Annotated in this window: 26 protein-coding genes; 12 read left to right on the top strand and 14 right to left on the bottom strand. The window is 71.3% G+C overall.

The window, feature by feature from the left end:
* Positions 1-69: 69 nt before the first annotated feature.
* The 9 genes from lipA to AB0M95_RS35805 form a co-directional block, all read right to left on the bottom strand.
* Complete coding sequence (gene lipA, locus AB0M95_RS35845) at positions 70-999, bottom strand: lipoyl synthase (RefSeq protein ID WP_363774615.1); 930 nt, start codon at positions 997-999, stop codon at positions 70-72.
* A gap of 97 nt (positions 1000-1096) precedes the next feature.
* Positions 1097-1765 carry a lipoyl(octanoyl) transferase LipB gene (lipB, locus tag AB0M95_RS35840; RefSeq protein ID WP_358514198.1) on the bottom strand — a complete coding sequence of 223 codons (669 nt, stop codon included), beginning with the start codon at positions 1763-1765 and terminating at the stop codon, positions 1097-1099.
* 86 nt (positions 1766-1851) lie between these two features.
* A complete protein-coding gene (locus AB0M95_RS35835; RefSeq protein WP_358513244.1) occupies positions 1852-2589 on the bottom strand; it encodes a peptidase E in 738 nt (245 codons plus the stop codon).
* Between the two features lie 94 nt (positions 2590-2683).
* The gene (locus AB0M95_RS35830; RefSeq protein ID WP_358513246.1) at positions 2684-3631 is read right to left on the bottom strand and encodes a DUF1731 domain-containing protein; all 948 of its coding nucleotides are present in this window, start codon (positions 3629-3631) and stop codon (positions 2684-2686) included.
* 77 nt (positions 3632-3708) lie between these two features.
* Positions 3709-5172: a 2-oxoglutarate dehydrogenase, E2 component, dihydrolipoamide succinyltransferase gene (gene sucB / locus AB0M95_RS35825; RefSeq protein ID WP_363774612.1), complete on the bottom strand. Its 1464-nt coding sequence runs from the start codon at positions 5170-5172 to the stop codon at positions 3709-3711.
* Positions 5173-5206: 34 nt separating this feature from the next.
* On the bottom strand, positions 5207-6586 hold the full coding sequence (gene lpdA, locus AB0M95_RS35820; RefSeq protein ID WP_363774609.1) for a dihydrolipoyl dehydrogenase: 1380 nt from the start codon (positions 6584-6586) through the stop codon (positions 5207-5209).
* A 147-nt stretch (positions 6587-6733) separates the two neighbouring features.
* Entirely contained in the window at positions 6734-8272 is a 1539-nt protein-coding gene (locus AB0M95_RS35815) for a leucyl aminopeptidase (protein WP_363774607.1), read from the bottom strand.
* 156 nt (positions 8273-8428) lie between these two features.
* Complete coding sequence (locus AB0M95_RS35810; RefSeq protein ID WP_363774605.1) at positions 8429-9196, bottom strand: adenosylcobinamide-GDP ribazoletransferase; 768 nt, start codon at positions 9194-9196, stop codon at positions 8429-8431.
* A 164-nt stretch (positions 9197-9360) separates the two neighbouring features.
* Positions 9361-10467 carry a bifunctional adenosylcobinamide kinase/adenosylcobinamide-phosphate guanylyltransferase gene (locus AB0M95_RS35805; protein ID WP_363774602.1) on the bottom strand — a complete coding sequence of 369 codons (1107 nt, stop codon included), beginning with the start codon at positions 10465-10467 and terminating at the stop codon, positions 9361-9363.
* Between the two features lie 246 nt (positions 10468-10713).
* Here AB0M95_RS35805 and AB0M95_RS35800 point away from each other — a divergent pair, with 246 nt between their 5' ends.
* Complete coding sequence (locus tag AB0M95_RS35800) at positions 10714-10920, top strand: hypothetical protein (RefSeq protein WP_363774599.1); 207 nt, start codon at positions 10714-10716, stop codon at positions 10918-10920.
* 96 nt (positions 10921-11016) lie between these two features.
* Here the strand turns inward: AB0M95_RS35800 and AB0M95_RS35795 are convergent, their stop codons facing one another.
* Both AB0M95_RS35795 and AB0M95_RS35790 read right to left on the bottom strand, forming a co-directional pair.
* Positions 11017-12015 carry an aldo/keto reductase family protein gene (locus AB0M95_RS35795; protein WP_363774596.1) on the bottom strand — a complete coding sequence of 333 codons (999 nt, stop codon included), beginning with the start codon at positions 12013-12015 and terminating at the stop codon, positions 11017-11019.
* 44 nt (positions 12016-12059) lie between these two features.
* Complete coding sequence (locus tag AB0M95_RS35790) at positions 12060-12656, bottom strand: DUF3043 domain-containing protein (protein WP_363774593.1); 597 nt, start codon at positions 12654-12656, stop codon at positions 12060-12062.
* Positions 12657-12913: 257 nt separating this feature from the next.
* On the opposite strand from AB0M95_RS35790, the gene AB0M95_RS35785 reads away from it, so the two are divergent.
* From AB0M95_RS35785 to AB0M95_RS35760, 6 genes are all read left to right on the top strand, one after another.
* The gene (locus AB0M95_RS35785) at positions 12914-13735 is read left to right on the top strand and encodes a PspA/IM30 family protein (protein WP_358513264.1); all 822 of its coding nucleotides are present in this window, start codon (positions 12914-12916) and stop codon (positions 13733-13735) included.
* On the top strand, positions 13732-14010 hold the full coding sequence (locus AB0M95_RS35780) for a hypothetical protein (RefSeq protein ID WP_363774590.1): 279 nt from the start codon (positions 13732-13734) through the stop codon (positions 14008-14010). Before AB0M95_RS35785 ends, AB0M95_RS35780 begins: the two co-directional genes overlap by 4 nt.
* Positions 14011-14019: 9 nt before the next feature.
* Positions 14020-14931 carry a zinc metalloprotease HtpX gene (gene htpX / locus AB0M95_RS35775; protein ID WP_363774587.1) on the top strand — a complete coding sequence of 304 codons (912 nt, stop codon included), beginning with the start codon at positions 14020-14022 and terminating at the stop codon, positions 14929-14931.
* 4 nt (positions 14932-14935) lie between these two features.
* Entirely contained in the window at positions 14936-15526 is a 591-nt protein-coding gene (locus AB0M95_RS35770; protein WP_363774584.1) for a hypothetical protein, read from the top strand.
* Between the two features lie 84 nt (positions 15527-15610).
* Positions 15611-17386 carry a phosphatidylglycerol lysyltransferase domain-containing protein gene (locus AB0M95_RS35765; RefSeq protein WP_363774581.1) on the top strand — a complete coding sequence of 592 codons (1776 nt, stop codon included), beginning with the start codon at positions 15611-15613 and terminating at the stop codon, positions 17384-17386.
* Between the two features lie 177 nt (positions 17387-17563).
* On the top strand, positions 17564-18289 hold the full coding sequence (locus AB0M95_RS35760) for an SIMPL domain-containing protein (RefSeq protein ID WP_363774578.1): 726 nt from the start codon (positions 17564-17566) through the stop codon (positions 18287-18289).
* A gap of 18 nt (positions 18290-18307) precedes the next feature.
* Here the strand turns inward: AB0M95_RS35760 and nadA are convergent, their stop codons facing one another.
* Positions 18308-19462 carry a quinolinate synthase NadA gene (gene nadA / locus AB0M95_RS35755; protein WP_363774575.1) on the bottom strand — a complete coding sequence of 385 codons (1155 nt, stop codon included), beginning with the start codon at positions 19460-19462 and terminating at the stop codon, positions 18308-18310.
* A gap of 214 nt (positions 19463-19676) precedes the next feature.
* Between nadA and AB0M95_RS35750 the strand changes: the two genes are divergently transcribed.
* Both AB0M95_RS35750 and AB0M95_RS35745 read left to right on the top strand, forming a co-directional pair.
* On the top strand, positions 19677-20030 hold the full coding sequence (locus AB0M95_RS35750; RefSeq protein ID WP_363774573.1) for an iron-sulfur cluster assembly accessory protein: 354 nt from the start codon (positions 19677-19679) through the stop codon (positions 20028-20030).
* 347 nt (positions 20031-20377) lie between these two features.
* Positions 20378-21364 carry a carbohydrate kinase family protein gene (locus AB0M95_RS35745; protein WP_363774571.1) on the top strand — a complete coding sequence of 329 codons (987 nt, stop codon included), beginning with the start codon at positions 20378-20380 and terminating at the stop codon, positions 21362-21364.
* A gap of 166 nt (positions 21365-21530) precedes the next feature.
* On the opposite strand, the gene AB0M95_RS35740 is transcribed toward AB0M95_RS35745, so the two are convergent.
* Both AB0M95_RS35740 and AB0M95_RS35735 read right to left on the bottom strand, forming a co-directional pair.
* On the bottom strand, positions 21531-21815 hold the full coding sequence (locus AB0M95_RS35740; protein ID WP_363774638.1) for a sulfurtransferase TusA family protein: 285 nt from the start codon (positions 21813-21815) through the stop codon (positions 21531-21533).
* Positions 21816-21855: 40 nt separating this feature from the next.
* On the bottom strand, positions 21856-22989 hold the full coding sequence (locus AB0M95_RS35735) for an aminotransferase class V-fold PLP-dependent enzyme (RefSeq protein WP_363774568.1): 1134 nt from the start codon (positions 22987-22989) through the stop codon (positions 21856-21858).
* Positions 22990-23273: 284 nt separating this feature from the next.
* On the opposite strand from AB0M95_RS35735, the gene coxB reads away from it, so the two are divergent.
* Genes coxB through AB0M95_RS35720 form a run of 3 tightly spaced genes read left to right on the top strand, consistent with a single transcriptional unit; the run spans position 23274 to position 26085 of the window.
* Positions 23274-24026: a cytochrome c oxidase subunit II gene (coxB, locus tag AB0M95_RS35730; protein ID WP_363774565.1), complete on the top strand. Its 753-nt coding sequence runs from the start codon at positions 23274-23276 to the stop codon at positions 24024-24026.
* Complete coding sequence (gene ctaD, locus AB0M95_RS35725; RefSeq protein WP_363774562.1) at positions 24023-25693, top strand: cytochrome c oxidase subunit I; 1671 nt, start codon at positions 24023-24025, stop codon at positions 25691-25693. The genes coxB and ctaD overlap by 4 nt, the downstream gene beginning before the upstream one ends.
* On the top strand, positions 25690-26085 hold the full coding sequence (locus AB0M95_RS35720) for a cytochrome c oxidase subunit 4 (RefSeq protein ID WP_358513286.1): 396 nt from the start codon (positions 25690-25692) through the stop codon (positions 26083-26085). Before ctaD ends, AB0M95_RS35720 begins: the two co-directional genes overlap by 4 nt.
* Positions 26086-26162: the final 77 nt, after the last annotated feature.

Raw genomic sequence — 26162 nt, 5'->3', positions numbered from 1 at the left:
GGACCTAGAGGTCCGGCCCGCGGACGGGTTCCTCGACGCTCAGGGAAGACGCCGCGGCGGCGGGAGCCGTCAGGCGGTCTGCCGGGCCTCGACGGCCTGCCGGTACAGGCGACCGGCGCGGTAGGACGAGCGGACCAGCGGGCCGGACATGACCCCGGCGAAGCCGATCGCCTCGGCCTCTTTCTGCAGCTCGGCGAACTCCTGCGGCTTGACCCAGCGGTCCACGGGGTGGTGGCGCGGCGTCGGGCGCAGGTACTGGGTGATCGTCAGCAGGTCGCATCCGGCGGCGCGCAGGTCGCGCATCGCCTCGACGATCTCTTCGCGCTCCTCGCCCATGCCGAGGATGAGGTTGGACTTGGTGACCAGCCCAGCCTCGTGCGCCATCGTGATGACCTGGAGCGAGCGGTCGTAGCGGAAGGCCGGGCGAATGCGCTTGAAGATGCGCGGCACGGTCTCGATGTTGTGGGCGAAGACCTCGGGACGGCTGGAGAACACCTCGTCGAGCTGGTCGCGGTGGCCGTTGAAGTCGGGCACCAGCAGCTCGACGCCGCAGCCGGGGACCTGCGCGTGGATCTGCCGCGCGGTCTCGGCGTACAGCCAGGCGCCGCCGTCGGGGAGGTCGTCACGGGCGACGCCGGTGACGGTGGCGTACCGCAGGCCCATCTGCACGACGGACTCGGCCACGCGGCGCGGCTCGTCCTTGTCGTACTCTTTGGGCTTGCCGGTGTCGATCTGGCAGAAGTCACAGCGCCGCGTGCACTGGTCGCCGCCGATGAGGAAGGTGGCCTCGCGGTCCTCCCAGCACTCGGAGATGTTCGGGCAGCCGGCCTCCTGGCAGACCGTGTGAAGACCCTGGTCCTTCACGAGGTTCTTGATCTCGTTGAAGTGCGGCCCGTTCCTGAGCCGGGTCTTGATCCACGGGGGCTTGCGCTCGATAGGGGTCTGGCTGTTGCGCACCTCCAGGCGGAGGAGCTTTCGGCCTTCAGGAGCAACGGTCACGCGTTCAAGCTTACGTCTCCGTTCCCGCTGGACCGCCCCCGGGACCGCCCCCGTGAACGCGCCCGCCGCGCCCGGCCGCCCCCTCGAAAGCGGCCGGTCAGAAGCGCCCGGACAGCAGGTCCTCCTCCTGGACGTCGAGGCCCTCGGCGCCGAGCGCCTCGGCCAGCCGCTTCTCGGCGAACGGCAGGACCTCGTCGACCGTGACGCGCCGGCCCGTCTCGGCCGACAGCGAGGTCACCCCGGCGTCGCGGATGCCGCAGGGGACGATGCGATCGAACCAGGTGGGGTCGTTGGCGCAGTTGAGCGCGTAGCCGTGCATGGTGACGCCCCGGGCCACGCGGATGCCGATCGCGCCGAGCTTGCGGTCGGGCAGGCCGCGCGCCGGATCACGCGCGACCCACACGCCGCTGCGGCCCTCGACCCGCCCCGCGGCCACGCCGAAGTCGGCGCAGACCTGGATCAGCGACTCCTCCAGCAGGCGGACGTAGGCGATCACGTCGAGCGACCCGGCGAGCCGGACGATCGGGTAGGCGACGAGCTGACCCGGACCGTGCCAGGTGATCTTGCCGCCGCGGTCGACGTCGATGACCGGAGTGCCGTCGGCGGGACGTTCCTCCGCGCTGGTGCGCTTGCCCGCGGTGTAGACCGGGGCGTGCTCCAGCAGGAGGCAGGTGTCGGGGAGCGTCCCCGCGACCCGCTGGGCATGCACGGCACGCTGGAGCTCCCACGCCTGCTCGTAGGGGACGTCGACCCCGAGGCGGACCAGCGCGAGCCTGCCGGCCCCGCTGACCGTGGCGCCCGGCTGGTTGGGCTGGTTGGCACGCTCGCTCACGGGCCCAGCCTAACGCGAGGTCACGTCGTCAGAAGGCGGGGTTCGATCCGGAACTCCTTCACATCGCCGTCGTCGCCGCGCTCGATCTTGTACGCGTACCCCTTCGGGTCGATCGTGACGGCCTGGATGAACTCGCCCTGGACGTAGTGCAGCGCGACGCCCTCGTCGGCGGCGTAACCGGTCGGCAGCTCGCCCGAGGCGATCGACTCGTGCAGCAGGGCCCGCCGCTGCGGGTCGGAGTTGTAGTGGACGCCGCACGAGTAGGGCAGGAGGGCGAGCCCTTCGGCCCACGGCCGCAGCACGGGCCCGAAGGAGTCGGTGTTCCCGCCCACGTGCCAGCACAGGGCCCCGGCGCTCTGCCCCGACAGCACCACGCCGGCCCGCCAGGCCTCCTCGAACGCATCGTCCAGGCCGTGCAGCCGCCACAGGGCCATCAGGTTCGCCACGCTCCCCCCGGAGACGTAGACGAGGTCCTGCTCGAGGATCCAGTCCTTGGGGCTCTCGACGTTGGGCATCGGGAACAGCGTGAGATGGCTCAGCTCGACGTCCCACGCCCGGAACCCGCCGTACATCTTCAGCAGCCAGTCGGCGTCGTCACCGGTGGCCGTGGCGACCAGGCCGACCTTCGGGCGGTCCTGCCCGGTCAGGTCCAGCGCGTAGCGGAGCAGCCCGGTGGCCTCGATGCAGCCGTAGCGCGGCGTCACCCGGAACGAGCCTCCGCCGATGGCGAGAATGTGGGACTGGCCGAGCCTGCTCATGTCGTCTCCTGTGCCTGTTGGGGGGTGGCGGCCTCAAGGCGGACGGCCTCGGGGCCGCGTCACGGCTTCCTTTCGCATTTACCGGGACGACACCCTAGGTTATGGCGGCCAACGCCTCGTCGAGGCGAGGATGCCGGAACCGGTAGCCCATCTCCAGCAGGCGTCGCGGCATCACCCGCTGGCCGATGAGCACCCCCTCGTCCGCCAGGCCGCCGAGCGCGGCCCGCAGCGCGAACGCGGGCACGGCGACCGGCATGGTGGGACGGCGCAGCGCGCGGCCGAGGGCCTTGGTGAACTCGGCGTTGGTGACCGGTGTGGGAGCGGTCAGGTTCACCGGCCCCGACACCGCGGGCTCGGCCATCAGATGCCTCGCCGCGCCGATCCAGTCGGCCATGGAGATCCACGAGGTGTACTGCCGCCCGGAGCCGAGGGGCGCCCCCAGCCCCGCCCGGAAAAGCGGGAGGATCCTGCCGAGGAACCCGCCCTCACGCGCCAGGACGTGCCCGGTGCGCAGGTGGACGACCCGGACGCCGGCTTCCTCGGCGGGCCCGGTCTCGGCCTCCCACGACCGGACCAGCCCGGCCAGCCACTGCCCCGCAGGGCCGTCGCCCGGCTCGCCCGGCGGCTCGGGGCGCGTCCCGGGACGGGACCTGGGCTCGGCGGACTCGTCCACGGGGTGGTCGCCGGTGTCCCCGTAGACGCCGATGGCCGACCCGGACAGCAGGACCGCGGGCGGCCGGTCCAGGGACGCGATCGCGGTGGCCAGCGTGCGCGTGCCGTCGACGCGGCTGGCGATCAGTTCGCGCCGGTAGGCGGGCGTCCACCGCTTGTCGGCGACCCCGGCCCCGGCCAGGTGGACGACGGCGTCCGCCGCCTCCAGCACCGCGGGGTCGAGCACCCCTTCCCGGGGGTTCCAGAACGCCTCGCCGGGGGCTGCGGGCGGGCGGCGCACGAGCCTGACGACGGAAAGGCCCTCGTCGCTCAGTGCGCGGACGAGGGCCTTTCCTATGAGCCCGGACGAGCCGGTGATCACGACTGCCATGCGATCAGCTTATGCGGCGACCGCCCGGCGGACGCGGATCACCGGCGCGCCGTGCCGGACGCGTCAGGCCAGGCCGGTCAGGCCAGGCCGAGCTGGGCCTCGAAGCGGCCCTCCTCCAGACGGCGCTTGATCGTCGTCAGGAAGCGGGCGGCGTCGGCGCCGTCGACCAGGCGGTGGTCGTAGGTCAGTGCGAGGTACACCATCGAGCGGACCGCGATGACCTCGCCCTCGGGCGTGTCCACGACGACCGGGCGCTTGACGACCGCGCCGGTGCCGAGGATCGCGACCTGCGGCTGGTTGATGATCGGCGTGTCGAACAGCGCGCCGCGGCTGCCGGTGTTGGTCAGCGTGAACGTGCCGCCCGACAACTCGTCCGGGCTGACCTTGTTGGTGCGGGTGCGCTCGGCCAGGTCCGCGATCTTGCGGGCGAGGCCGGCCAGGTTGAGGTCGCCGGCGTCCTTGATGACCGCGGAGGCGAGCCCGCGCTCGGCGTCGACGGCGAATGCCAGGTGCTCGTGGTCGAAGTAGGTGACCTCGTTGGTCTCGCTGTTGATCACCGCGTTGAGCTTGGGGTGCTGCTTGAGCGCCTCGACCGTGGCCAGGGCGAAGAACGGCGTGAAGCTGAGCTTGACGCCCTCCCGCCGCTGGAAGTCGGCCTTGGCGCGCTCGCGCAGCCGGGCGATCTTGGTGACGTCGACCTCGACGACCGAGGTCAGCTGCGCGGAGGTCTGCAGCGACTCCATCGTGCGCTTGGCGATGGTCTGCCGCATGCGCGACATCTTCTCGGTGCGCCCGCGCAGCGTCGTGTCGGCCTGGACCGGCTCGGGGGCCGGGGCGGCGGCCTGCGGCGCGACCGGGGCCGGGGCCTGCGCCGGGGCGGCCTGGGCCTGCTGCTGCGCGGCCTGGGCCTGGGCGGCCTGCTCGCGCTGCAGGCGCGCGTGCTCCAGGACGTCCTGCTTGCGGATACGGCCGCCGACGCCGGTGCCGCCCAGCGAGTCCAGGTCGACGCCGTGCTCGGCGGCAAGCTTGCGCACCAGCGGCGTGACGTACGGGCTCTCGCCGGAGACCGGTGGCGCGGCCGGCGCGATCGGCGACGGGGTGGCGGTCGCCGGGGCCTGCTGGACCTGCGGCTTCGGCGCCTGCGGCGCGGGCTGCGGCGGCTGCGGGATCGAGGACGCCGGGGCGGGCGCAGGGGCCGGGGCGGGAGCGGGCTCGGGAGCCGCCGCCTGCACGGGCACGGGCTCCGGCTCGGGACGCGCCTCGGGCTCGGCCTGGGCGGGAGCCGCCGCGACGCCCGCCGCGCCGTTCTCGTCGATGACGGCCAGTTCGGCGCCGACCTCGACGGTCTCGTCCTCGGCAACGACGATCTTGGTCAGGACGCCCGCGGACGGGGAGGGGATCTCGGTGTCGACCTTGTCGGTGGAGACCTCGAGCAACGGCTCGTCGGTCTCGACGTGGTCTCCCTCCTTCTTCAACCAGCGGGTGACTGTGCCCTCGGTCACGCTCTCGCCGAGCTGGGGCATGGTTACGGAAACCGGCATGGTGTCGTCTTCTCTCGCGTTCCCTGTGAGGGGCTTAGTTGTGTACGTGAAGGGGCTTGCCGGCCAGGGCGAGCATCGCCTCGCCGACAGCCTCGGACTGGGTCGGGTGCGCGTGGATGAGCTGCGCCACCTCGGAGGGCAGCGCCTCCCAGTTGTAGATGAGCTGCCCCTCGGTGACGAGCTCACCCATGCGCTTGCCCACCATGTGGACGCCGAGCACGGGGCCGTCCTTCTGGGATATGACCTTGACGGCGCCCTGCGTGCCGATGATCTGGCTCTTGGGGTTGCCGCCGAGGTCGTAGACCAGCTCGGTGATCTCGTGGCCGCGCTCCTTGGCGACGGCCGACGTGATGCCGACGGAGGCCACCTCGGGGTCGGAGTAGGTGATGCGGGGCACGCCCGCGTAGTCGATGGGCATCGGGGACAGGCCGGCGATGTGCTCGGCGACGAGGATGCCCTCGGCGAAGCCGGCGTGCGCGAGCTGGAGGGTCGGGATCAGGTCGCCGACCGCGTAGACGCCGGGCACGCTGGTGCGGCAGAACTCGTCGACGACGACGGTGCCGCGCTCGATGGCCACCCCGGACTCCTCGTACCCCAGGCCCGTGGCGACGGCGCCGCGCCCGACGGCGACGAGCAGCAGCTCGGCGTCCAGGGTCTTGCCGCCCTCCAGGGTGACGACCACGCCGGTGCCGGTGGTCTTGACGCTCTCGAAGCGCACGCCGAGCTCGTACTTGATGCCCCGGCGGCGGAAGGCGCGCTCCAGGAGCTTGGAGCTGGACTCCTCCTCCAGCGGGAGCAGGTGGGGCAGGGCCTCGACGATCGTGACCTCGGCGCCGAAGGAGCGCCAGACGGAGGCGAACTCGACGCCGATCACGCCACCGCCGAGGACGACCACCGACGACGGGACGCGGTCGAGCTTGAGCGCGTGGTCGCTGGTGATGACCCGGTCGCCGTCGATGTCGAGGCCGGGCAGCGACTTCGGCACCGAGCCGGTGGCCAGGACGATGTTGCGGCCCTCGACGGCCTGGCCGCCCACGATGACCCGGCCGGGGCCGGCGAGGCGGCCCTCGCCCTCGATGATCGTGATGCCCCGGCTCTTGAGCAGCCCCTGGACGCCCTTCCAGGCGCGGTTGACGATCTTGTCCTTGAAGGCGTGGACGCCGGGCATGTCGATGCCCTCGAACCTCGCCTTGACGCCCACGGTCGTGGCCTCGCGCGTCTCGTCGGCGACCTCGGCGGCGTGCAGCAGCGCCTTGGTCGGGATGCACCCCCGGTGCAGGCACGTGCCGCCGATCTTGTCCTTCTCGATCAGCGCGACGGACTTGCCGAGCTCGGCCGCCCGCAGGGCACAGGCGTAGCCGCCGCTACCGCCCCCCAGGACAACGATGTCGAAGGGGCCGCTGCCATCAGCCACTGGAAAGCTCCTTGTCGGATCGGTGGGCCCTCACGGCCGGGCCATGCCGCATCGACGGCGCGCCCCGGCCTGCCCAACAGCATCTTTTCACTTGTCCCGCGTGTTCGTGACGCCGCCGGTCTCCGTCGGCCGGTGCGCCCGCGTTCATCATGCCTCCCGCGCCGCCTGGTGGCGCTCGGCCAGCGCGACGAGGGTGCGGGTCAGTATCCCCGTGCCGCCCTTGGGCGTGTACCCGTAGGGGGCTTCCTTGTTGTAGGCGGGCCCGGCGATGTCGACGTGCGCCCACCGCACGCCCTCGGGGACGAACTCGCGGAGGAAGATGCCGGCGGCGAGCATGCTGCCCGAACGCTCGGGGTTGAGGTTGGCGATGTCGGCGATCGGCGAGTCGAGGCCCTTGCGCAGGTCCTCGGGGAGGGGCATGCCCCAGGCGGCCTCGCCCTGGCCGACGGCGAGCTCGACGAGCTCCTCGCGCAGCGCGTCGTCGGAGGCCATGACGCCGGAGGTGCGCCAGCCCAGCGCGACGATCTGCCCGCCGGTCAGGGTGGCGACGTCGACGATGATGTCCGGGCCGTCCTCGCCGGCGCGGGCGATGCCGTCCACGAGGACCAGCCGCCCCTCGGCGTCGGTGTCGAGGACCTCGACGGTCTTGCCGGAGTAGGTGGTGAGCACGTCCGAGGGGCGCTGGGCGCTTCCGCTCGGCATGTTCTCGGCCAGGCACAGGTAGCCGACGGCGTTGACGCGCAGGCCGAGCCTGGCGATGGCGAGCAGCGCGCCGAGGACCGCCCCCGCGCCGCCCATGTCGGACTTCATCAAGGTCATGGAGGCGGACGGCTTGAGCGACAGGCCGCCGGAGTCGAAGGTGATGCCCTTGCCGACGAACGCCAGCGTGGTGGCCGCCTCGGGGTGGGTGTAGCCCAGGCGCACCAGGCGCGGGGGGTTCACCGAGCCCTGGCCGACGCCGACGATGCCGCCGTAGCCGCCTTCCTTCAGCGCGGTCTCGTCCAGCACCTCGACCGTGAGCCCGGCCTTGGCACCGGTCTGCTCGGCGATCTCGGCGAAGCGGGCGGGCGAGAGGTCGGACGGCGGGGTGTTGACCAGGTCACGGACGAGCGTGACGGACTCGGCCAGCGTCGCCGCCCTGGCGACGGCGTCCTCGCCGCCGGGCGCGCCGGTCAGGACGGTGATCTCGCCGACGGGCGGCTTGAGCTCCTCCGCGGTGCGGTACCTGGCGAAGTCGTAGGCGCCGAGCAGGCCGCCGAGGGCCACGGCCTCGGCCTGCTCGGGCGTGGTGGCGGGCAGCGCGAGGGCGGCGCGGGGCGTCCCGGCCAGCGAGCGGACGGCCGCGCCGGCGGCGCGCCGCAGCACCTCGAGGTCGTAGTCGCCCTCGGACCCCGGGGCCTCGCCCAGACCGGCGGCGACGACCACGGTCGCGGGCAGCGCGCCGAAGGTCGGGATCTTGGCGATCTCGCCGGGCTTGCCGGAGAAGCCGAGGGCGCCGAGCGTCGCGGCGAGGCCGCCGGAGAGCGCGGCGTCCACGTCGTGCGCGCCCGGTGCGGGGCGGGGACCTTCGGGGGAGGCGTTGATGCCGACTACGAGGGCTTCGGTCTCCACCGACCCCGAGTCAAGGGCGTTAAGTCGCACTGTCGTCACGAAGGCCGATGCTAGCCCTGGATGCCCCATACGCATAAACGAGGGTTCGTCCTATGAATTGGTTGACCTGCGCGGCGCCGACCGGCACGACGCCGGCTCCCTCGGCCGGCGTGTCCTTCTCGTCCCGGGCGTGGCGGTCGTACGGATCGGCTCCGTCACGCGCGTCGCGGCCGCCCCTGCCTCCGGCCGTGGTCAGGGGGAGGCGGCGCAGACGACGAGCGTGGCCGTGGCGGCGATCTCGACCAGTGCGCCGAGGACGTCGCCGGTGATCCCGCCGAGGCGCCGGGTCGCGTGCGCCCGGACCGCCCAGGCCGCGCCCAGCCCCGCCGCGGCGGCGACCGGGAAGACGACCGGGTGCCCCGCGATCAGGCCGCACACCAGGGCCACGGCGCCGACGGCGGCCGTCACGTAGATCGCCGAGCTCTGCCGCACCGTGCCGGCGACCATCGCGCCGAGCCCGTCCGGGCGCGCGGAGGGCACGCCCGCCACGCAGGCCCACGTCAGCGCCGCCCGCCCGGTCGCGCAGGCGAGGACCAGCGCCGCCGGGCCCGCCTCCGACGCCGCGGCCACCTGTGCCAGCAGGGTGAAGATCAACGTGACGACGCCGAACGGCCCGATGTCCGACTTTTTCATGATGTGCAGCGCCTGCGCGGCGGGCCTGCCGCTGCCGAGGCCGTCGGCGAGGTCGGCGAGGCCGTCCAGATGCAGCCCGCGCGTCAGCACCGCCGCCACGGCGAGGCCGGCCACGGCCGCGAGCAGCGGAGACACCAGGAACTGCGCGCCCGCCATCACGGCGCCCGCCGCGAGGCCGAGGAGCAGCCCGACCAGCGGCGCGAGCGTCATCGCCCACCCGGCCGTCTCGCGGTCGGCGCGCGGGAGCCCGACGGGCCAGACGCTCAGCGTGCCGACGGCCAGGCGCAGGCCCGCGACGACCGGCTCGGGAACGGTGGGTGCGGACATGACGACCAATCCTCCACGGGCGGGACGGGCGGGGACGGGGGGAAGCCGGTACGGCGGCGCCGCTCGGCGAAGGCCCGGTGCAGAGTACCCGGCGGCGGCCCGGATCGGATCAGGCCTCGGATGGGGCCTCAAACCGGGCCTCCGACCGGGCCTCGGATCGGCCTTCAGATCGGGAGGGGGACGACGCGGCCGGCGACGACCAGCGTGGCCTCCTCCGATTCGGCGGCCAGGTTCTGGTTGAGCCGGCCGAGCGCGTCGCGGAACACCCGCCCGCTGGCCGTCGCCGGGATCACGCTCAGCCCCACCTCGTCGCTGACCGCCACCACCTGGGCCCGGGTCTGCCGCCACGCCGCCACCAGGTCGTCGCACCGGGCCGCCACCGCGTCCAGGGCCGTGCCGAAACGGCCGGGGTTGCGCCCGCGCGGCCGGTCGTGCGCCGGGTCGTCCCAGGCGCCGCACGCGTCGAACACCGAGGCCAGCCAGGTGCCGATGCCGTCGATGAGCAGCGGCCCCGTCTCCGACCTGAGCAGCGCCTCCAGCTCGGTCGTCTCGATCGTCGTCCAGTACGGAGGCCGTCGCCGCTGGTGGGCGCGCACGCGGGCCAGCCAGTCGGCGTCGAGCCTGCCTGTCGGCCCGGTGGCCACGTAGGTGACGTCCGGCTCGGTGATCAGGCGCAGTTCGGCCTCGGCCGACTTGCCCGAGCGCGCGCCGCCGAGCAGCAGCACCCGCTTCGGCGCGGGCGGGCGGGCCGGGGCGGGCCGCCGCGTGTCGAGGACGGTGCCGTCGTCCACCGCCTCCGCGCCCCAGAACGCCAGCCGCCTGGCCAGCTCGGTCTCGGAGGGCACGCGGTGGTCAAGGTTCACCGCGACGACGCGCGTCCTGGCCGTGACCAGGCCGCGGCGGCGCAGGTCGCCGAGGCGCTGCGGCCGGTCGAGCAGGTCGATGAGCACCAGGTCGTAGTCGTCCTCGGCCCAGCACGGCGAGGGCGTGCCGCCCCGCTCGCCCGGCGGCACGGCGTGCAGGACGCGGCCGCGGTCGGGGCCGCTGACCGCGTAGCCGTCCGGCGTGACGGTCATGCGGTACCCCTTGGGAAGGGTGGCCGGGGGAGTGACGGGCAGCCCGGCGGGCGGCGCGAGCCGCAGCACGTCGTCCAGCACCACGGCCGTGGGCAGGCGGTGCCCGGCGGGGAGACGGCCGCAGGAGGCGCAGCCGCAGGTGGGCTCGGGCCAGCCGTACGGGCCCGCCGTGCCGGACAGGAGGACCTTCACCACGCCCCGGCCGGGGACGAGGGGCCCGCCGCCGTCGCGAGTCCGGGTCCGGCCGGGTGCGCCGGGAGACGGAGCGTGGGCGGCATGGGATGGCCTCCATCCTCGAAGGGGCTCGGGTCCGGTCGGTTCCCGCGGTCCTCCTGGCCCGTCCCGGCGCCCGTCGGCAAGATCTGCGGCACACTCCAGGAGATAAGGTCTGCACAGCCGTCGTGAGGGCGTTGGGCGAACCCGCGAAAAGGAGCGTATGGCATGACTTGGCGCTGGCGATATGAAAACGCAAATGGTGGTGAGGTTACGGACGGCCCGCTTCCGCGCGAGATCTTTCCAAACCAGGCCGATGCCGAGTCATGGCTCGGGGAAAATTGGCGGACGCTCCTGAGCGCGGGAGTCGAGCAGGTCACGCTGCTGGAGGACGACAAGGTGGAGTACGGCGGGATGTCCCTGCGCGCCGAGTGATACCGGTGACCCGGCATTGTGCCCCTTGTCCATTCCCGGTACCGGCGTGACCGAAAATATTCCGGGCGACCGATAGGACAAGGGGCCCGAAATGCCTTACGGACGGGTTGCCGGGCTTTGCGTCAGGGCCGGATCCCGCTGCACCACGGAGCCGAGCACGTCGTCGATACGCGCCAGCACGTCCTCGCCGAGGCGCACCCCGGCCGCCTTGACGTTGTCGCGCACCTGCTCCGGCCGCGCCGCCCCGACGATGGCCGAGGAGACGTTGGGGTTCTGCAGCACCCACGCCACCGCGAGCTGCGCCATGGACAGGCCGAGGTCGGCGGCGATCGGCTTGAGCCCCTGCACGCGGGTCAGCAGGTCGTCGTTCATCATGCGGCCGATGAAGCTCCCGCCGGTCGGGTCGGTGGCCCGCGAGCCCTCGGGCGGGGGCTGCCCGGGCAGGTACTTGCCGGTCAGCACGCCCTGCGCGATGGGCGACCAGACGATCTGGCCGACCCCCTCCTTCTCGCACAGCGGCACGACCTCGGCCTCGATCACGCGCCACAGCATCGAGTACTGCGGCTGGTTGGAGATCAGCCGGTCGAAGCCCATCTCGTCGGCGACGCGCAGCGCGTCGGCGATCTGCGCGGCGTTCCACTCGCTGACGCCGACATAGAGCACCTTGCCCTGGCGCACCAGGTCGTCGAAGGTCTTCAACGTCTCTTCGATCGGGGTCGAGTGGTCGTACCGGTGCGCCTGGTAGAGGTCGACGTAGTCGGTGCCGAGCCGCCGCAGCGAGCCGTTGATGCTCTGGGTGATGTGCTTGCGGGACAGGCCGCGGTCGTTCTGCCCCGGGCCGGTCGGCCAGTAGACCTTCGTGAAGATCTCCAGCGATTCGCGGCGCACGCCCTTGAGCGCGCGGCCGAGGACCTCCTCGGCCCGGGTGCCCGCGTAGACGTCGGCGGTGTCGAACGTGGTGATCCCCTCGTCCAGGGCCGCGTGGACGCACGCCTTGGCGGCGTCCTCCTCGACCTGGGAACCGTGGGTGATCCAGTTGCCGTAGCTGATCTCACTGACCTTCAGACCGCTGCGGCCGAGATGGCGAAAATGCATGTTCCGACCTTAACGATCCGGTGCCGGACCGCCGCCCCGCCAGGTCACTTCTTGGGCGGGGCCGGCTTGCCCCCGGGCAGCAGCATCGGCGGCGGGAAGCGCAGCCTGCGGATCTGCATGGCGCGCATCGCCGCGTAGAAGCCGACGCCCCGGAGGTTCTCGTCCGGATACTTCTCGGCGACCTCCTTCTTCACCCGCCGCGCCACCCAGAACCCGCTGAGCGCGACGACGACGATCATCGCCGGCCACAGGATGGTGATGGCGTAGGAGTACAGGAGCATGCCGGTCTGCCCGCCGAACATCGGGATCGTCCACAGGATGACGAGGAGGATCAGCGAGACGGGCAGGAAGTACTGGCTGATCGTGCGCCGCGAGTCGACCCAGTCGCGGGCGAACCTGCGCGCGGCGCCGCGGTCGCGGGCCTGAAGATAGCGGTCGTCACCGCGTAGCATGCCCTCGCGGGCGCGGGTGCGCTCGGCGGCCTGGCGTTCGCGGGCCTGCTTGTAGGCCTCTTTGCGGTTGCTGGGGGCGGTCACCGGCTGGCGGCGCCTGCCTTCGGCCTCGCGGCGCTTGGGAGTGGGGCGGCCCTTGCCCGCGGTCTTCGCGCCCGTCTCGGAAGACGGGGCGGGGGACTCGTCCACGGGAGCCTCAGTACGACGTCGGAACACGACGTCAGCCTACCGGCGGTGCAACTTAATGACGCCCTCGTGCGTTATGCGTAGGGTGGACCTAGGCGACTTTGCCGCGATAATCGGGGGCTGACGATGAGTGGCAGCCCATGGATGCGAGTCGGCGCGAGGAAGCATGGATGCCTGCGCAGCGAGCATACGGCCGGCGAGCGTCGCAGCGAGCGGGAGCATAGGGCACAGCACAACCTAGAAGGGGACGGCCAACGCGCATGAGCGTGATGAAGAGACTTTCGATGATCTTCAAGTCCAAGGCCAACAAGGCCTTGGACAAGATGGAGGATCCGCGCGAGACCCTCGACTACTCCTATCAGCGGCAGCTTGAGCTTCTGCAGAAGGTGCGCCGGGGTGTGGCCGACGTCGCCACCTCGCGCAAGCGGGTGGAGTTGCAGATCAACCAGATCCAGCAGCAGGCGAACAAGCTGGAGGACCAGGGTCGCAAGGCCCTCAGCGTCGGCCGGGAGGACCTCGCTCGCGAGGCGCTGAGCCGCCGGTCCGCGCTGCAGGGCCAGATCGCCGACCTGCAGGTGCAGCACAACAACCTCCAGGGCGAGGAGGAGAAGCTCACCCTCGCCAGCCAGCGCCTGCAGACCAAGGTCGACTCCTTCCGCCACCGCAAGGAGACCATCAAGGCCACCTACACGGCGGCCGAGGCGCAGACGCGCATCAACGAGGCGTTCTCCGGCATCTCCGAAGAGATGGGCGACGTGGGTCTGGCGATCCAGCGCGCCGAGGACAAGACCGCCCAGATGCAGGCGCGCGCCGGCGCGATCGACGAGCTGCTCGCCAGCGGCGCGCTGGACGACTTCAGCGGCCAGCGCGGCGACGACATCCAGGCCGAGCTGGACCGCATGGGCGGCGGCCGCGACGTCGAGCTGGAGCTCGCCCGCATGAAGGCCGAGCTGGGCCAGGGCCCCGCGCCGCGTGACGCGATCGAGGCCGGTCAGCAGGGGCAGCAGCAGGCTCCCCAGCAGCAGGCGCACCCCACCCAGCAGTCGACCCAGCAGTACCGCCAGCAGGGGGAGGGCCTGTGATCGTCCGCATCATGGGGGAGGGGCAGGTCCAGATCGCCGAGGGCGACATCGACGTGCTCAACTCCCTGGACAGCGAGCTCGAGGCGGCCATCGAGACCGACGACGAGCCGCAGTTCCGGACCAGACTGCACGCGCTGCTCGACAAGGTGCGCCAGCTCGGCAAGCCGCTGCCGGATGACGCGCTGGAGCCGTCGGAGCTGATTTTGCCGCCGTCCGACGCTTCGATCGACGAAGTGAGGGGCATGCTTGGGGATTCTGGGCTTATTCCAGGATAGTTTGGACATATGACACAAACCCGGTACGCCCCCGACCGGGGCCTTACCGTGCGCATGGTCGTCACCATGTTCCTGCTCGGCCTGCTCTACGTCGCCTTCGTGGGTGTCCTGATCGCCTTGGGGGTCCAGGCGATCGTCGTGCTCGTCGTCGCCGGTGGCCTCCTGCTGGTGCAGTACTTCCTGTCCGACAAGATCGCGCTGTTCGCGATGCACGGCAGGGAGGTCTCCCCGCAGGAGGCGCCGGAGCTGCACGGGCTGATCGACCGGCTCAGCGCGATCTCCAACACCCCTAAGCCCAGGGTGGCCATCGCCGACAGCGACGTGCCCAACGCCTTCGCCACCGGCCGCGACCAGAAGCACTCCGTCGTCTGCGTCACCACCGGCCTGCTGCGACGGCTGGACCCGATCGAGCTCGAAGGCGTCGTCGCGCACGAGATGTCGCACGTCGCCCACCGCGACGTCGCGGTCATGACCATCGCCTCGTTCCTCGGCATCGTCGCCGGGCTGATGACGCGGTTCGCCCTGTACACCGGGCTCGGCCGCGACCGCGGCAACAACAACGGCCCGCCCATCGGGCTCATCATCATGCTGGTCTCGCTGGTGGTGTACGCGATCAGCTTCCTGCTCACCCGCGCGCTGTCGCGCTACCGCGAGCTGTCGGCCGACCGCGCCGGCGCGCTGCTCACCCAGCGTCCCTCGGCGCTCGCCAGCGCCCTGGTCAAGGTCACCGGCGAGATGTCGCGCATCCCGACCCGCGACCTGCGCGAGGCGCAGCCGTTCAACGCCTTCTTCTTCGCCCCCGCCCTGTCGGCAAGGAACGCCGGGGCGAGCCTCGCCGCGCTGTTCGCCACGCACCCGCCGCTGGAGCGCCGGCTGGAGCAGCTCAGCGCCATCGCCGCCCAGCTCGGCCGGGGGGCCTGATCCGATGGGCTGGCTGGACGCGCTGCTCGGGCGCAGCAAGCCCGTCAAACCCGACCTCGACGCGCTGTTCGCCCTGCCCTCCGCGGCCGTGACGCTCCAGGCCGCCACCGGGGCCACGCCCACCGGCCTCGGCTCGGTCTGCTTCCGCGCGGCCGAGGGCGGGGCCTTCGCCACCCTCGAGCAGGACATCAGTGCGCTGCTCGGCGAGTCCGAGGTCGAGCGGTCCCAGGACTCCTACGGCTACACCTGGTTGCTCGCGCGCAGGCCGCCCGACGACCTCGCCGCCCTGGTGACCGACCTGCACGGCATCAACTCCTCGCTGGAGTCCGCCGGCTTCGGCCCCTCGCTGCTGTGCTCGATGGTCACCTTCACCATGCCCGACGGTCAGGGCTCCGACGGTCGGCGCCCCGACTGTCACGGCCTCGCGCTCGTCTACCTGTACAAGCAGGGCACCTTCTATCCCTTCGCCCCGCTCCCCGGCGAGCGCAGGGACAACGCCCTCGAACTCCAGGTCCGCGGCGCCATCTCCGGCGACCTCAAGATCGAGCCCGACCTGTCCCGATGGTTCCCCCTCTGGGGCGCCCCCGGGTTCTAGCGGATCAGTCGATCCTTCTCGGCCTTAGATAGGCGGATCAAGGGGTATACCTGCGGCGATTCAGCCGTCGCCGGGAGGATACAGGTGGCAGTGACCGAGCAGGGCCGCGTCGGCGCGGCGGCAGGTGCGGGTGCAAGGGGCGGGTTCCGGGGGCTGGTGCCACGGGTGCTGTCGGTGTGCATGGGCGTCGCAGCCCTGTACTCCGCGGCCATCGCGATCGCCGGCCCGCTGCGCAGCACGCTCGGGCCGGTCACCGGCCTCATCGAGACCGCGGTCTTCCCCGTGGAACCGAACCTCGGGTACGCGGTGTTCCTGGGGATCCTGGCCGGAGCGCTGGCCCGCCGCAAACGCGCCGCGTACGGCGTCGTCACCGTCATCTTCGTGCTGCTGGTGCTGGGCAATCTCGTGGTCGTGCTGTCCTCGTCGCTGACGCCCGACCTGGTCGACGAGTACTCCCTCACCGGCCAGGTAGTCGCCGCCGACGTCAACCTCGTGATCTCGGCCCTCGTCCTCGGCGTGCTCGCCGCGGCGCACGACGAGTTCTTCGCCCCCACCCGGCGCGCGTCCTTCAGGAAGGCCCTGCTCACGCTGGGGTCGCTGCTCGGCGTCTCGTTCGCGGTCGGGTACACGCTGGTGACGCTCTTCCCCGGTACGCTCAAGCCGGGCGACCACCTTCCCTGGACGGTGGAACACACCCTCGGCGGGGTCGTCACCCTCGACTTCTACCGCGCCGGGCGCCCGCCGTCGTGGGTCAACCTCGTGATCGGCCTGCTCAGCGCGGTCGCGGTGCTGGTCGCGTTCGCCGTGCTGTTCCGGTCCCAGCGGGCCCGCGCCGAGCTGCCCGCCGAGGGCGAGGAGCGCGTCAGGGCGCTGCTGCGGGCGTACGGCGCGCGCGACTCGCTCGGCTACTTCGCCACCCGCCGCGACCGCGCCGTCATCTTCTCGCCCAGCGGCAAGGCGGCGGTCTCCTACCGGGTGGTCGCCGGGGTGTGCCTGGCCGGGGGAGACCCGATCGGCGACGTCGAGGCATGGGGGCACGCGATCCGGGCCTGGATGGACGAGGCCCGCCGCTACGGCTGGGCGCCCGCGGCGATCGGCCCCAGCGAGGCCGCCGCCCACGCCTACGCCCGCGCCGGGCTGCGGGTGCTGGAAGTCGGCGACGAGGCCGTCATCGAGGTCGCGGCGTTCGGCCTGGAGGGCCGCGAGATGCGCGGGGTGCGCCAGGCCGTCAACCGGGTGCGGCGCGCGGGCTTCACGCTGCGGGTCCGCCGGCACGCCGACCTGACGCCCGAGGAGATGCGCCACGTCATCGACCGCGCCGCCGCCTGGCGCGACACCCGCGCCGAGCGGGGGTTCTCGATGGCCCTCGGACGGCTCGGCGACCCGGCGGACGGCGCGTGCGTGCTGGTGGAGGCCAGGGACGCCGAGGGAGGGCTCGCCGCGATCCTGTCGTTCGTGCCGTGGGGCGAGGACGGGCTGTCGCTGGACCTGATGCGCCGCGACCGCGGCTCAGACAACGGGCTCATGGAGTTCATGGTCGCCGGGCTGGTGGCCGAGGCCGGGTCGCTCGGCGTCAAGCAGATCTCCCTCAACTTCGCCATGTTCCGGTCGGTGTTCGAGGGCGGGGCGCGGCTCGGCGCCGGGCCGGTGCTGCGGCTGTGGCGGTGCACCCTGCTGTTCCTGTCGCGGTGGTGGCAGCTCGAATCGCTCTACCGGGCCAACGCCAAGTACCACCCGGTGTGGACGCCGCGGTTCATCGCCTTCGAGGACACCCGCGACCTGCCCAAGGTGGGGCTCGCCTCGGTGATCGCCGAGGGCTTCCTGGCCGTCCCGCGCGTCTTCGGCCCACGCCGCTCCTGAGGTTCCACGCCGCTCCTGAGATCGGCGCCGCTTCTGAGATCCGCCGCTGTTGGGACCGGACGCGCGTGTCCCCCCGGCCCGTCCTGGGGCTGCGGCCGTCCTGGGATTGGTCAAGTTCCCGCCGCGTGCGGAGGCGGCTCGCCGGAGCGGCGCGCGCCCGGTGGTGGCATGTGCTTCATGACTGTGCTCATGATGCGCGTGACCGGATTGAGTGTCGTGCTGGCGGCCGCCGGCGTCGTCTTCGCGGGACCGCAGGCGGCGCACGCGTCTCCGGGGCCCGCCGATCCGACGGCCCCCGCGGTCTCGGCCGGTGAACCGGCGGAGCTCGGCGTAGTGGGCCGGGGGAGCGTCCGGGCCACGCCGGACGTGATGCGGCTCAGCGTCGGCGTGGAGGTGCGCAGGGACAAGGCAGGCGCGGCGTTCGCGGCCGTGAAGGAGGGCGCCGCCAGGCTGACCGACGCCCTCATCGCCGCCGGGGTGGCCCGGCAGGATCTGCGGACCAACGACCTGTCCCTCGGCACGGAGTACGAGAAGTACCCGAAGGTCGTCGGGTACCGCGCCTCGCAGGGCGTCGAGGCGCTGGTCCGTGACCTGTCGAAGGCCGACGCCGTCATCGACGCGGTGGCCGCGGCGGGCGACGAGGTGCGGCTGAGCGGCCTCTCCTTCGAGATCTCCCGGTCCCACGCCCTGCTGAAGGAGGCCCGCGCGGCGGCGTACCGCGACGCGCGGGCCAAGGCCGAGCAGTACGCCGCCCTGGCCGGCCGGCAGGTCGGCCGGGTCATGAAGCTGGAGGAGGAGGGCGACAGCGCCCCTCCTCGCTTCGCGATGGCCGAGAAGGCCTCCGTCAGCCCGGGTCAGGGCACGATCACCATCATCGTGCGGGTGATCTACGAGCTGGTGTGACGGGGGCGCCCGCCCGGGTCAGGGGAGGGCGAGCATGCGGTCGAGGGCGAGCTTGGCCCAGTAGGTGGTCTCCGGGTCCACGGTGATCTGGTTGACGACCTGGCCCTCCATCAGGGACTCCAGCGCCCAGACCAGGTGCGGCAGGTCGATGCGGTTCATCGTCGAGCAGTAGCAGACCGTGCGGTCCAGGAAGGTCACGGTCTTGTCGGGGTGCGCGGCCGCGAGCCGCTTGACCAGGTTGAGCTCGGTGCCGACCGCCCACGCCGACCCGGCCGGGGCCGCCTCCAGCGTCTTGATGATGTACTCGGTCGACCCGACCTGGTCGGCCTTGGTGACCACGTCGTGCCGGCACTCGGGGTGGACCAGCACGTTGACCCCGGGGATGCGCGCCCGCACCTCGTCCACGCAGCCGGCGGTGAAGCGGCCGTGCACCGAGCAGTGGCCGCGCCACAGGATCATCTTGGCGTCCCTGAGCTGCTGGTCGGTGAGGCCGCCGTTCGGGCGGTGCGGGTTGTAGACCACGCAGTCGTCCAGGGAGAAGCCCATCTCCAGGACGGCCGTGTTGCGCCCGAGGTGCTGGTCGGGCAGGAAGAGCACCTTCTCGCCCTGCTCGAACGCCCAGGTCAGCGCACGCCTGGCGTTGGAGGACGTGCAGACCGCGCCGCCGCCCCGCCCGCAGAACGCCTTGATGTCGGCCGAGGAGTTCATGTACGTGATCGGGACGGTGACGTCGGCGAGGCCGAGGTCGGTCAGGACGTCCCAGGCCTCCTCGACCTGGTCGAACGTCGCCATGTCGGCCATGGAGCACCCGGCGGCCATGTCGGGGAGGATCACCCGCTGGTCATCGCCGGTCAGGATGTCGGCCGACTCGGCCATGAAGTGGACGCCGCAGAAGACGATGTACTCGGCCTCGGGACGGGCGGCCGCGTCCCTGGCCAGCTTGAAGGAGTCGCCGGTCACGTCGGCGAACTGGATGACCTCGTCGCGCTGGTAGTGGTGGCCGAGCACGAACAGCCTGTCGCCGAGGGCGGCCTTGGCCTTCACCGCGCGCGCCACGAGATCCGGATCGGACGCCGGGGGCAGTTCCCCGGGACAGTCGACGCCGCGCTCGCTGTGCGGGTCGGTGCCCTGGCCGAGGACGAAGAGAGGGATCCCGGTGTCGAGAGTGGTCACGGCTGTACACCTCTTGTGGGGACTTATCGTCTAGTTGACGACTAATCATGACACATGGCGGCGGCCCGATATTCCCGAGGGTGCGGAGTTCGGAGTTCGGAGCGTGAGACAGGAATGTGTAGTGGTCCCCTGGTGTTGGTAGCGTCTAAGTGAGACCTCAGAAAAAGGCCACCGTCCCCTCGTGGGGGCGTTGGGGCAGACGGGGAGTCAACAGATGACGGTTGAGAGCAGCGAGACCACGCAGCAGGGCTTGATCCTGACCGACGCGGCCGCGGCCAAGGTGCACAGCCTGCTCGAGCAGCAGGGTGAGGAGGGCCTCCAGCTCCGTGTCGCGGTGCAGCCCGGCGGCTGCTCCGGCCTGCGCTACCAGCTCTTCTTCGACGACCGCTCGATGGACGGGGACGTCGTCTCCGACTTCGGCGGCGTCAGTGTCGTCACCGACCGCATGAGCGCTCCGTACCTCACGGGCGCCACGGTCGACTTCGTCGACACGATCGAGAAGCAGGGCTTCACGATCGACAACCCGAACGCCACGGGTTCCTGCGCCTGCGGCGACTCGTTCAACTAAAGAACGGGTCGCCACCGCCCCGCCCGTAGGGAGATCGCCGGGCGGGGTCGAGGCATGCCCGGAGGCGTCTCGCCGGGCATGCCTTCTCGCGCCGGCTGGCCACCCCACCCGGGACGGTCGCGAGGTCGCTCCGCGCTCCGGGGAGCTCTAGGGGTCGCCGCGTCCCCGCAGGTGACGAATGCCACAACCTTGGCGCGAGCCGCCCGGGACGGGCCGATCAAGATCGTCGGCGGCGCGGTCGTATCGCTATGGCCGGTGTTTCCGTGTCATATTCTTGGCGAGCTCAACGAGGCTGACCGACGCCGACCGTGGCCGACGGCCGTGGCTGAAAACGAGGAGAGCGACCCGTGCGCATCGCCGTCACCGGCTCCATCGCGACCGACAATCTGATGACGTTCCCGGGCAGCTTCGGGGAACAGCTCATCGCCGAGCAGCTCGACCGCGTCTCACTGTCCTTCCTCGTCGACGATCTCCAGATCCGGCGCGGGGGCGTGGCCGCCAACATCGCGTTCGGCATGGGCTGCCTGGGCTTGAAGCCGGTCCTGGTGGGCGCCGTCGGCGACGACTTCGCCGACTACCGCTCCTGGCTGGAGCGCCACGGCGTCGACTGCGACTCGGTGCACATCTCCCGGACACGCCACACGGCCCGATTCCTGTGCACCACTGACGAGCACCACAACCAGATCGCGTCCTTCTACACCGGCGCGATGGCCGAGGCGCGCGAGATCGAGCTGCAGCCCGTCGCCGACCGCGTGAACGGCCTCGACCTGGTGCTGATCAGCCCGAACGACCCTGACGCGATGTTCCGCCACACCGACGAGTGCCGCCAGCGCGGCATCCCCTTCGCGGCCGACCCCTCCCAGCAGCTCGCCCGCATGGGCGGCGACGAGATCAGGTCGCTGGTCGAGGGCGCGGCCTACCTCTTCACCAACGACTACGAGAAGGCCCTGGTCGAGCAGAAGACCGGCTGGTCGGACGAAGAGGTTCTGGAGCGCGTCGGCGTGCGGGTGACCACCCTCGGCCCGAAGGGCGCGCGCATCGACCGCAAGGGCGAGCCGTCCATCCACGTCCCCCCGGCCCCCGAGCTGGGCAAGGTCGACCCGACCGGCGTCGGCGACGCCTTCCGCGCGGGCTTCCTGTCGGCCCTCGCCTGGGGCGCGTCGCTGGAGCGGTGCGGCCAGGTCGGCAACCTCATCGCCACCCACGTGCTCGAAGAGGTCGGCGGCCAGGAGTACAAGCTCGGCAAGCAGGGCTTCCTGGACCGTTTCTCGGCCTCGTACGGCCCCGAGGCCGCCGCCGAGATCGCCTCGCACCTGTCCTGCCACTACGCCTGACCCGCTGCGGCCTCCAAAGCGCCCCGAACCCGCCGTGCCGAAGGCGCGGCCATGAACAGAGTTCGGGGCGCGGCGGTGTTCTGGAGTCCTTGCCCGCAAGGGCGGAAGAACGCCGCCAAAAGGGGAGCCCCGAACCGCCGCGCCGGAGGCGCGGCAATAGGCACAGTCAGTAGTTGCGCCGCACGTGGATGGCCCAGCCTCCCTGGGGCAGGTCGTAGCTGCCCATATGGTGGTGGGACTTCAGACGGCACCACGCCGGCACGTCGGTGAACGCCGCGGGATCGTCGGCGAGCACGGCGACGGTCGCGTTCATCGGCACGTCGTTGATCTGCTGCGCCAGCATGATGATCGGGATCGGGCACTTGCGCCCGAGCGCGTCGATCGTCAGCGCCACCTCGGGCGCGGCCGCCTCCTGGCGCGGAGCCTCCTCGGCGTCCCGCCGCCTGGCCATCACGACCGCGTCCTTTCCCCGGCGCGGGACACGTGGCCGCTCATGGCGACTCGACCCCGACGGCGGCGCGGAGGCGCCGGACGATGTCCGGGAGGACGGCCAGGAAGCGGTCGACGTCCGCCTCGGACGCGTCCCGGGGCAGGGACACCCGGACGTTCCCGTGCGTGAGCACTCCCATGGCCTCCAATACGTGTGATGGTCGTAGCGTACTCGCCGTGCACGAACTACCGGACGATACGGCGAATCCGGACCTATCCAACTCTGTCAGTATCGCCTCACCGGCCACGTAAAGACACGAAAAGGTGACGATGTGCGGAGCCCGCTCGACCGGGTCGCCGACCACCTCGACGTCGGACACCAGCCGGGGCACGGCCTCGCGGATGCGGTCGACCAGCGCCGACAGCCGGGCGTTGTCCCGCTCGGCCTCGGCCACGCGCGCCTTGAGCGCCGCCACCGCCGCCAGGACGGCCGGGACGTTCTCGAAGCCCGGCACCCGGCGCCGTTCCCGCTCGTCCTCAGGCAGCGGCGAGCGCCACCGCGTGCCCTTGCGCACCGCCAGCACGCCCACGCCGGCCGGGCCGCCCCACTTGTGCGCGCTGGCCGCCAGCACCGACCACCCGGGCGGGACGGGCAGCCGCCCGAGCGTCTGCGCCGCGTCCACGAGCAGCGGCACCCCGGCCGCCCGGCACGCCTCCGCCACCCGCGCCACCGGCTGGAGCGTGCCGACCTCGTGGTTGGCCGTCTGCAGGCAGGCCAGAGCGGTGCCCTCCCGCGCCACGGCCGCCGCGAACTCCTCGGGGTCGACCCGGCCCGTCAGCCCGACCCCGACGACGTCCATCTCGCCGCCCTCGCGCTGGTGGACGGCCCCCGCATGCAGCACGCTGGAATGCTCCACGGCGCCGGTGACCATGCGGCGGCCCGCGCGGCGGCGGCCGAGCAGCGTCCCGAGCACCCCGAGGTGGATCGCCTGGGTGCCGGATGAGGTGAAGGACACCTCGTCCGGCCGCGCGCCGATCACCTCGGCGGCCTCCTCGCGCGCCCGCTCAAGCAGCATGCGCGAGCGCCGCGCCGCGCCGTACAGCCGGGCGGGGTCGGCCGCGTCGAGGGCGCCGATCAGCGCCTCGCGCGCGGCGGGATGCAGGGGTTCGGTGGAGGCCGCGTCGAAGTACGCCACGCGTTCATGGTCGCACCGGCTCCGGGTACGGGCGTCGGCGGGCCGGGGGAGCGGGGGCCGCGAGCGGGCAGGTCGCGACGTGCCCGGCACGTTCACGGGGGCTGAGAAGGAGGGCGGGCCCAGTGCGCGCTAATGTGTCCCCCAGCGTGACGTGAGACAACTTAGAACGCGAATCCCGTTTGAGATCGTGAATCTGGAAACGACCGCCCAGGAGGGGGACTCTTGGGCTTTAACTGTGGAGTAGGCGATCCGTGAGTCCGACCCGCCGTTCTACACGGCGCCCGTTGGCACGCAGGGTGCCGCGCGCCGCCGCTCTGGCGGTGCTGCTGGTGTCCCTGACGGCGTGTGGAGGGCCTGGCACGTGGTCTCGTGCCGGCATGCCCGAGGGTGTCACCAAGGAGGCCGGCATCGTCCAGAATCTCTGGAACGGTGCCTGGATCGCCTCCCTCGCCGTAGGTGTCGTCGTCTGGGGCCTGATCCTCTGGGCCTGCGCGTTCCACCGCAAGCGGAAGAACTCGCCCGACGCGCTGCCGCCCCAGGTGCGCTACAACCTGCCGATCGAGATCCTCTACACGACGGTCCCGATCATCATGGTGGCGGTGTTCTTCTACTTCACCGCGCGTGACGAGAACGCGATCGTCGCGGTGTCGAAGAACCCCGACGTCAAGGTCAAGGTCGAGGGCTTCCAGTGGAGCTGGCGCTTCACCAGCGAGTACAACGGCAAGACCGTCAGCGTCGTCGGCACACCCGCCAAGAAGCCCGAACTGGTGCTCCCGGTGGACAAGAAGGTCCAGTTCGACCTCGTCTCGCCGGACGTGAACCACTCGTTCTGGGTTCCCGCGTTCCTGTTCAAGCGTGACGTCATTCCCGGGGTCAAGAACGTCTTCGAGATCCAGACGCTCAACAAGACCGGCACCTTCGCCGGGCGCTGCGCCGAGCTCTGTGGCGTCGACCACAGCCGCATGCTCTTCTCGGTGAAGCTCGTGCCCCAGGAGCAATACGACACGTACGTCAACCAGGCTGGGAGTGCCCAGTGACCGCCGCTAGCGAACCGCTCCACGGAGGCGTCCCCGCGAGGCGCGCCCGCAAGGGGAACGTCATCGTCCGGTGGATGTCCTCCACCGACCACAAGGTGATCGGGCACCTGTACCTGATCACGTCTTTCGTGTTCTTCCTGATCGGCGGCGTCATGGCGCTGATCATGCGCGCCGAGCTCGCGCAGCCGGGCCTCGAGTTCGTGAGCAACGAGCAGTTCAACCAGTTGTTCACGATGCACGGCACGATCATGCTGCTGATGTTCGCGACCCCGCTGTTCGCGGGCTTCGCCAACGAGCTGATGCCGCTGCAGATCGGCGCCCCCGACGTCGCGTTCCCGCGCCTCAACATGGTGAGCTACTGGCTCTACCTGTTCGGCAGCACGATCGCCGTCTCGGGCTTCTTCACCCCCGACGGCGCCGCCTCCTTCGGCTGGACGGCCTACACGCCGCTGTCGGACGCCGTGTCCTCGCCCGGCCTCGGCGGCGACCTGTGGATCATGGGTCTGTCGATGTCCGGCATCGGCACCATCCTCGGCGCGGTGAACTTCATCACGACGATCGTCACCATGCGCGCGCCCGGCATGACGATGTTCCGCATGCCGATCTTCACCTGGAACATCCTGCTCACCAGCATCCTGGTGCTGCTGGCCTTCCCGGTGCTGGCCGCCGCCCTGCTCGCCCTCGAGGCGGACCGTCATCTCGGGGCGCACATCTTCGACTCGACGACCGGCGGTGCGATGCTCTTTCAGCACCTGTTCTGGTTCTTCGGTCACCCCGAGGTGTACATCATCGCGCTGCCGTTCTTCGGCATCATCACCGAAGTGCTCCCGGTCTTCAGCCGCAAGCCGGTCTTCGGCTACATCAGCCTCATCGGCGCGACCATCTCCATCGCGGGCCTGTCCGTGGCGGTGTGGGCGCACCACATGTTCGTGACCGGCCAGGTCCTGCTGCCGTTCTTCTCGTTCATGACCTTCCTCATCGCCGTCCCGACCGGTGTGAAGTTCTTCAACTGGATCGGCACGATGTGGCGGGGCCACCTGTCGTTCGAGTCGCCGATGCTCTTCGCGGTCGGCTTCCTGGTGACGTTCCTGTTCGGCGGCCTGACCGGTGTCATCCTGGCCTCGCCCCCGCTGGACTTCCAGGTCAGCGACTCCTACTTCGTCGTCGCGCACTTCCACTACGTGGTCTTCGGCACCGTCGTGTTCGCGATGTTCTCCGGGTTCTACTTCTGGTGGCCGAAGTTCACCGGCAAGATGCTCAACGACACGCTCGGCAAGTTCCACTTCTGGACGTTGTTCATCGGCTTCCACACGACGTTCCTGGTGCAGCACTGGCTCGGCGCCGAAGGCTTCCCGCGCCGCTACGCCGACTACTCGGCGGCGGACGGCTTCACCGACCTGAACGTCGTGTCCTCGGTCGGCGCGTTCGTCCTGGGCGCCTCGACGCTGCCGTTCCTGTACAACGTGTGGCGCACCGCGCGCACGGCGCCCAAGGTGCTCGTCGACGACCCGTGGGGCTTCGGCAACTCCCTGGAGTGGGCCACGTCCTGCCCGCCGCCCCGGCACAACTTCACGTCGCTGCCGCGGATCCGGTCGGAGCGTCCCGCCTTCGACCTGCACAACCCGCCCGCGCCCGTCCCTGACAAGGAACTGGAGGAGGCCCGATGAAGGTTCAGGGGTGGATGTTCGTCCTGTGCGGCATCTTCTTCGCCGCAGTGGACCTCGTGTACTGGTTCTGGTCCAAGGAGCCGACGGGCACGACCGCGCTGGCCATCTCGGTCGGCCTGGCGCTCATGATCGGCTACTACCTGCTCTACACGGCCCGCCGCATCGGCGCCCAGCCCGAGGACAGGAAGGACGCCGAGATCAGCGACGGCGCCGGCGAGCTCGGGTTCTTCAGCCCGTCGAGCTGGTGGCCGCTCTTCGTCTGCCTCGCCGCCGCCCTGATGACCGTCGGGTTCATCATCGGCTGGTGGATGTTCATCATCGGCGCGTTCGCGGTGATCATGACCAGCATCGGCTTCGTCTTCCAGTACTACCGGGGCCACTTCTCGCACTGATCGCCCTCTGATCTACGCGCCCGCCCCGGCGCCAGGCCACATGTCGCGGGCGGCGGGCGGTTCCCCCAAGGGACCGC

Origin of the sequence: Sphaerisporangium sp. NPDC051017 (genome assembly GCF_040683095.1) — a bacterium.
In the GTDB taxonomy this organism is placed as follows: domain Bacteria; phylum Actinomycetota; class Actinomycetes; order Streptosporangiales; family Streptosporangiaceae; genus Sphaerisporangium.
Note: the sequence above shows the minus strand (reverse complement) of the source record. Positions and strands in the feature narration are given on the sequence as shown.

Excerpts from the sequence above, each read along its gene's own strand:
- AB0M95_RS35785 (WP_358513264.1), top strand. The coding sequence starts at position 12,914 with ATGAGCGTGATGAAGAGACTTTCGATGATCTTCAAGTCCAAGGCCAAC.
- AB0M95_RS35720 (WP_358513286.1), top strand. The coding sequence starts at position 25,690 with ATGAAGGTTCAGGGGTGGATGTTCGTCCTGTGCGGCATCTTCTTCGCC.
- AB0M95_RS35740 (WP_363774638.1), bottom strand. The coding sequence starts at position 21,815 with ATGGCCAGGCGGCGGGACGCCGAGGAGGCTCCGCGCCAGGAGGCGGCC.
- AB0M95_RS35815 (WP_363774607.1), bottom strand. The coding sequence starts at position 8,272 with ATGCGTATGGGGCATCCAGGGCTAGCATCGGCCTTCGTGACGACAGTG.
- AB0M95_RS35795 (WP_363774596.1), bottom strand. The coding sequence starts at position 12,015 with ATGCATTTTCGCCATCTCGGCCGCAGCGGTCTGAAGGTCAGTGAGATC.
- AB0M95_RS35835 (WP_358513244.1), bottom strand. The coding sequence starts at position 2,589 with ATGAGCAGGCTCGGCCAGTCCCACATTCTCGCCATCGGCGGAGGCTCG.
- AB0M95_RS35800 (WP_363774599.1), top strand. The coding sequence starts at position 10,714 with ATGACTTGGCGCTGGCGATATGAAAACGCAAATGGTGGTGAGGTTACG.
- AB0M95_RS35830 (WP_358513246.1), bottom strand. The coding sequence starts at position 3,631 with ATGGCAGTCGTGATCACCGGCTCGTCCGGGCTCATAGGAAAGGCCCTC.
- htpX (WP_363774587.1), top strand. The coding sequence starts at position 14,020 with ATGACACAAACCCGGTACGCCCCCGACCGGGGCCTTACCGTGCGCATG.
- AB0M95_RS35770 (WP_363774584.1), top strand. The coding sequence starts at position 14,936 with ATGGGCTGGCTGGACGCGCTGCTCGGGCGCAGCAAGCCCGTCAAACCC.
- sucB (WP_363774612.1), bottom strand. The coding sequence starts at position 5,172 with ATGCCGGTTTCCGTAACCATGCCCCAGCTCGGCGAGAGCGTGACCGAG.
- AB0M95_RS35750 (WP_363774573.1), top strand. The coding sequence starts at position 19,677 with ATGACGGTTGAGAGCAGCGAGACCACGCAGCAGGGCTTGATCCTGACC.
- AB0M95_RS35760 (WP_363774578.1), top strand. The coding sequence starts at position 17,564 with ATGACTGTGCTCATGATGCGCGTGACCGGATTGAGTGTCGTGCTGGCG.
- AB0M95_RS35810 (WP_363774605.1), bottom strand. The coding sequence starts at position 9,196 with ATGTCCGCACCCACCGTTCCCGAGCCGGTCGTCGCGGGCCTGCGCCTG.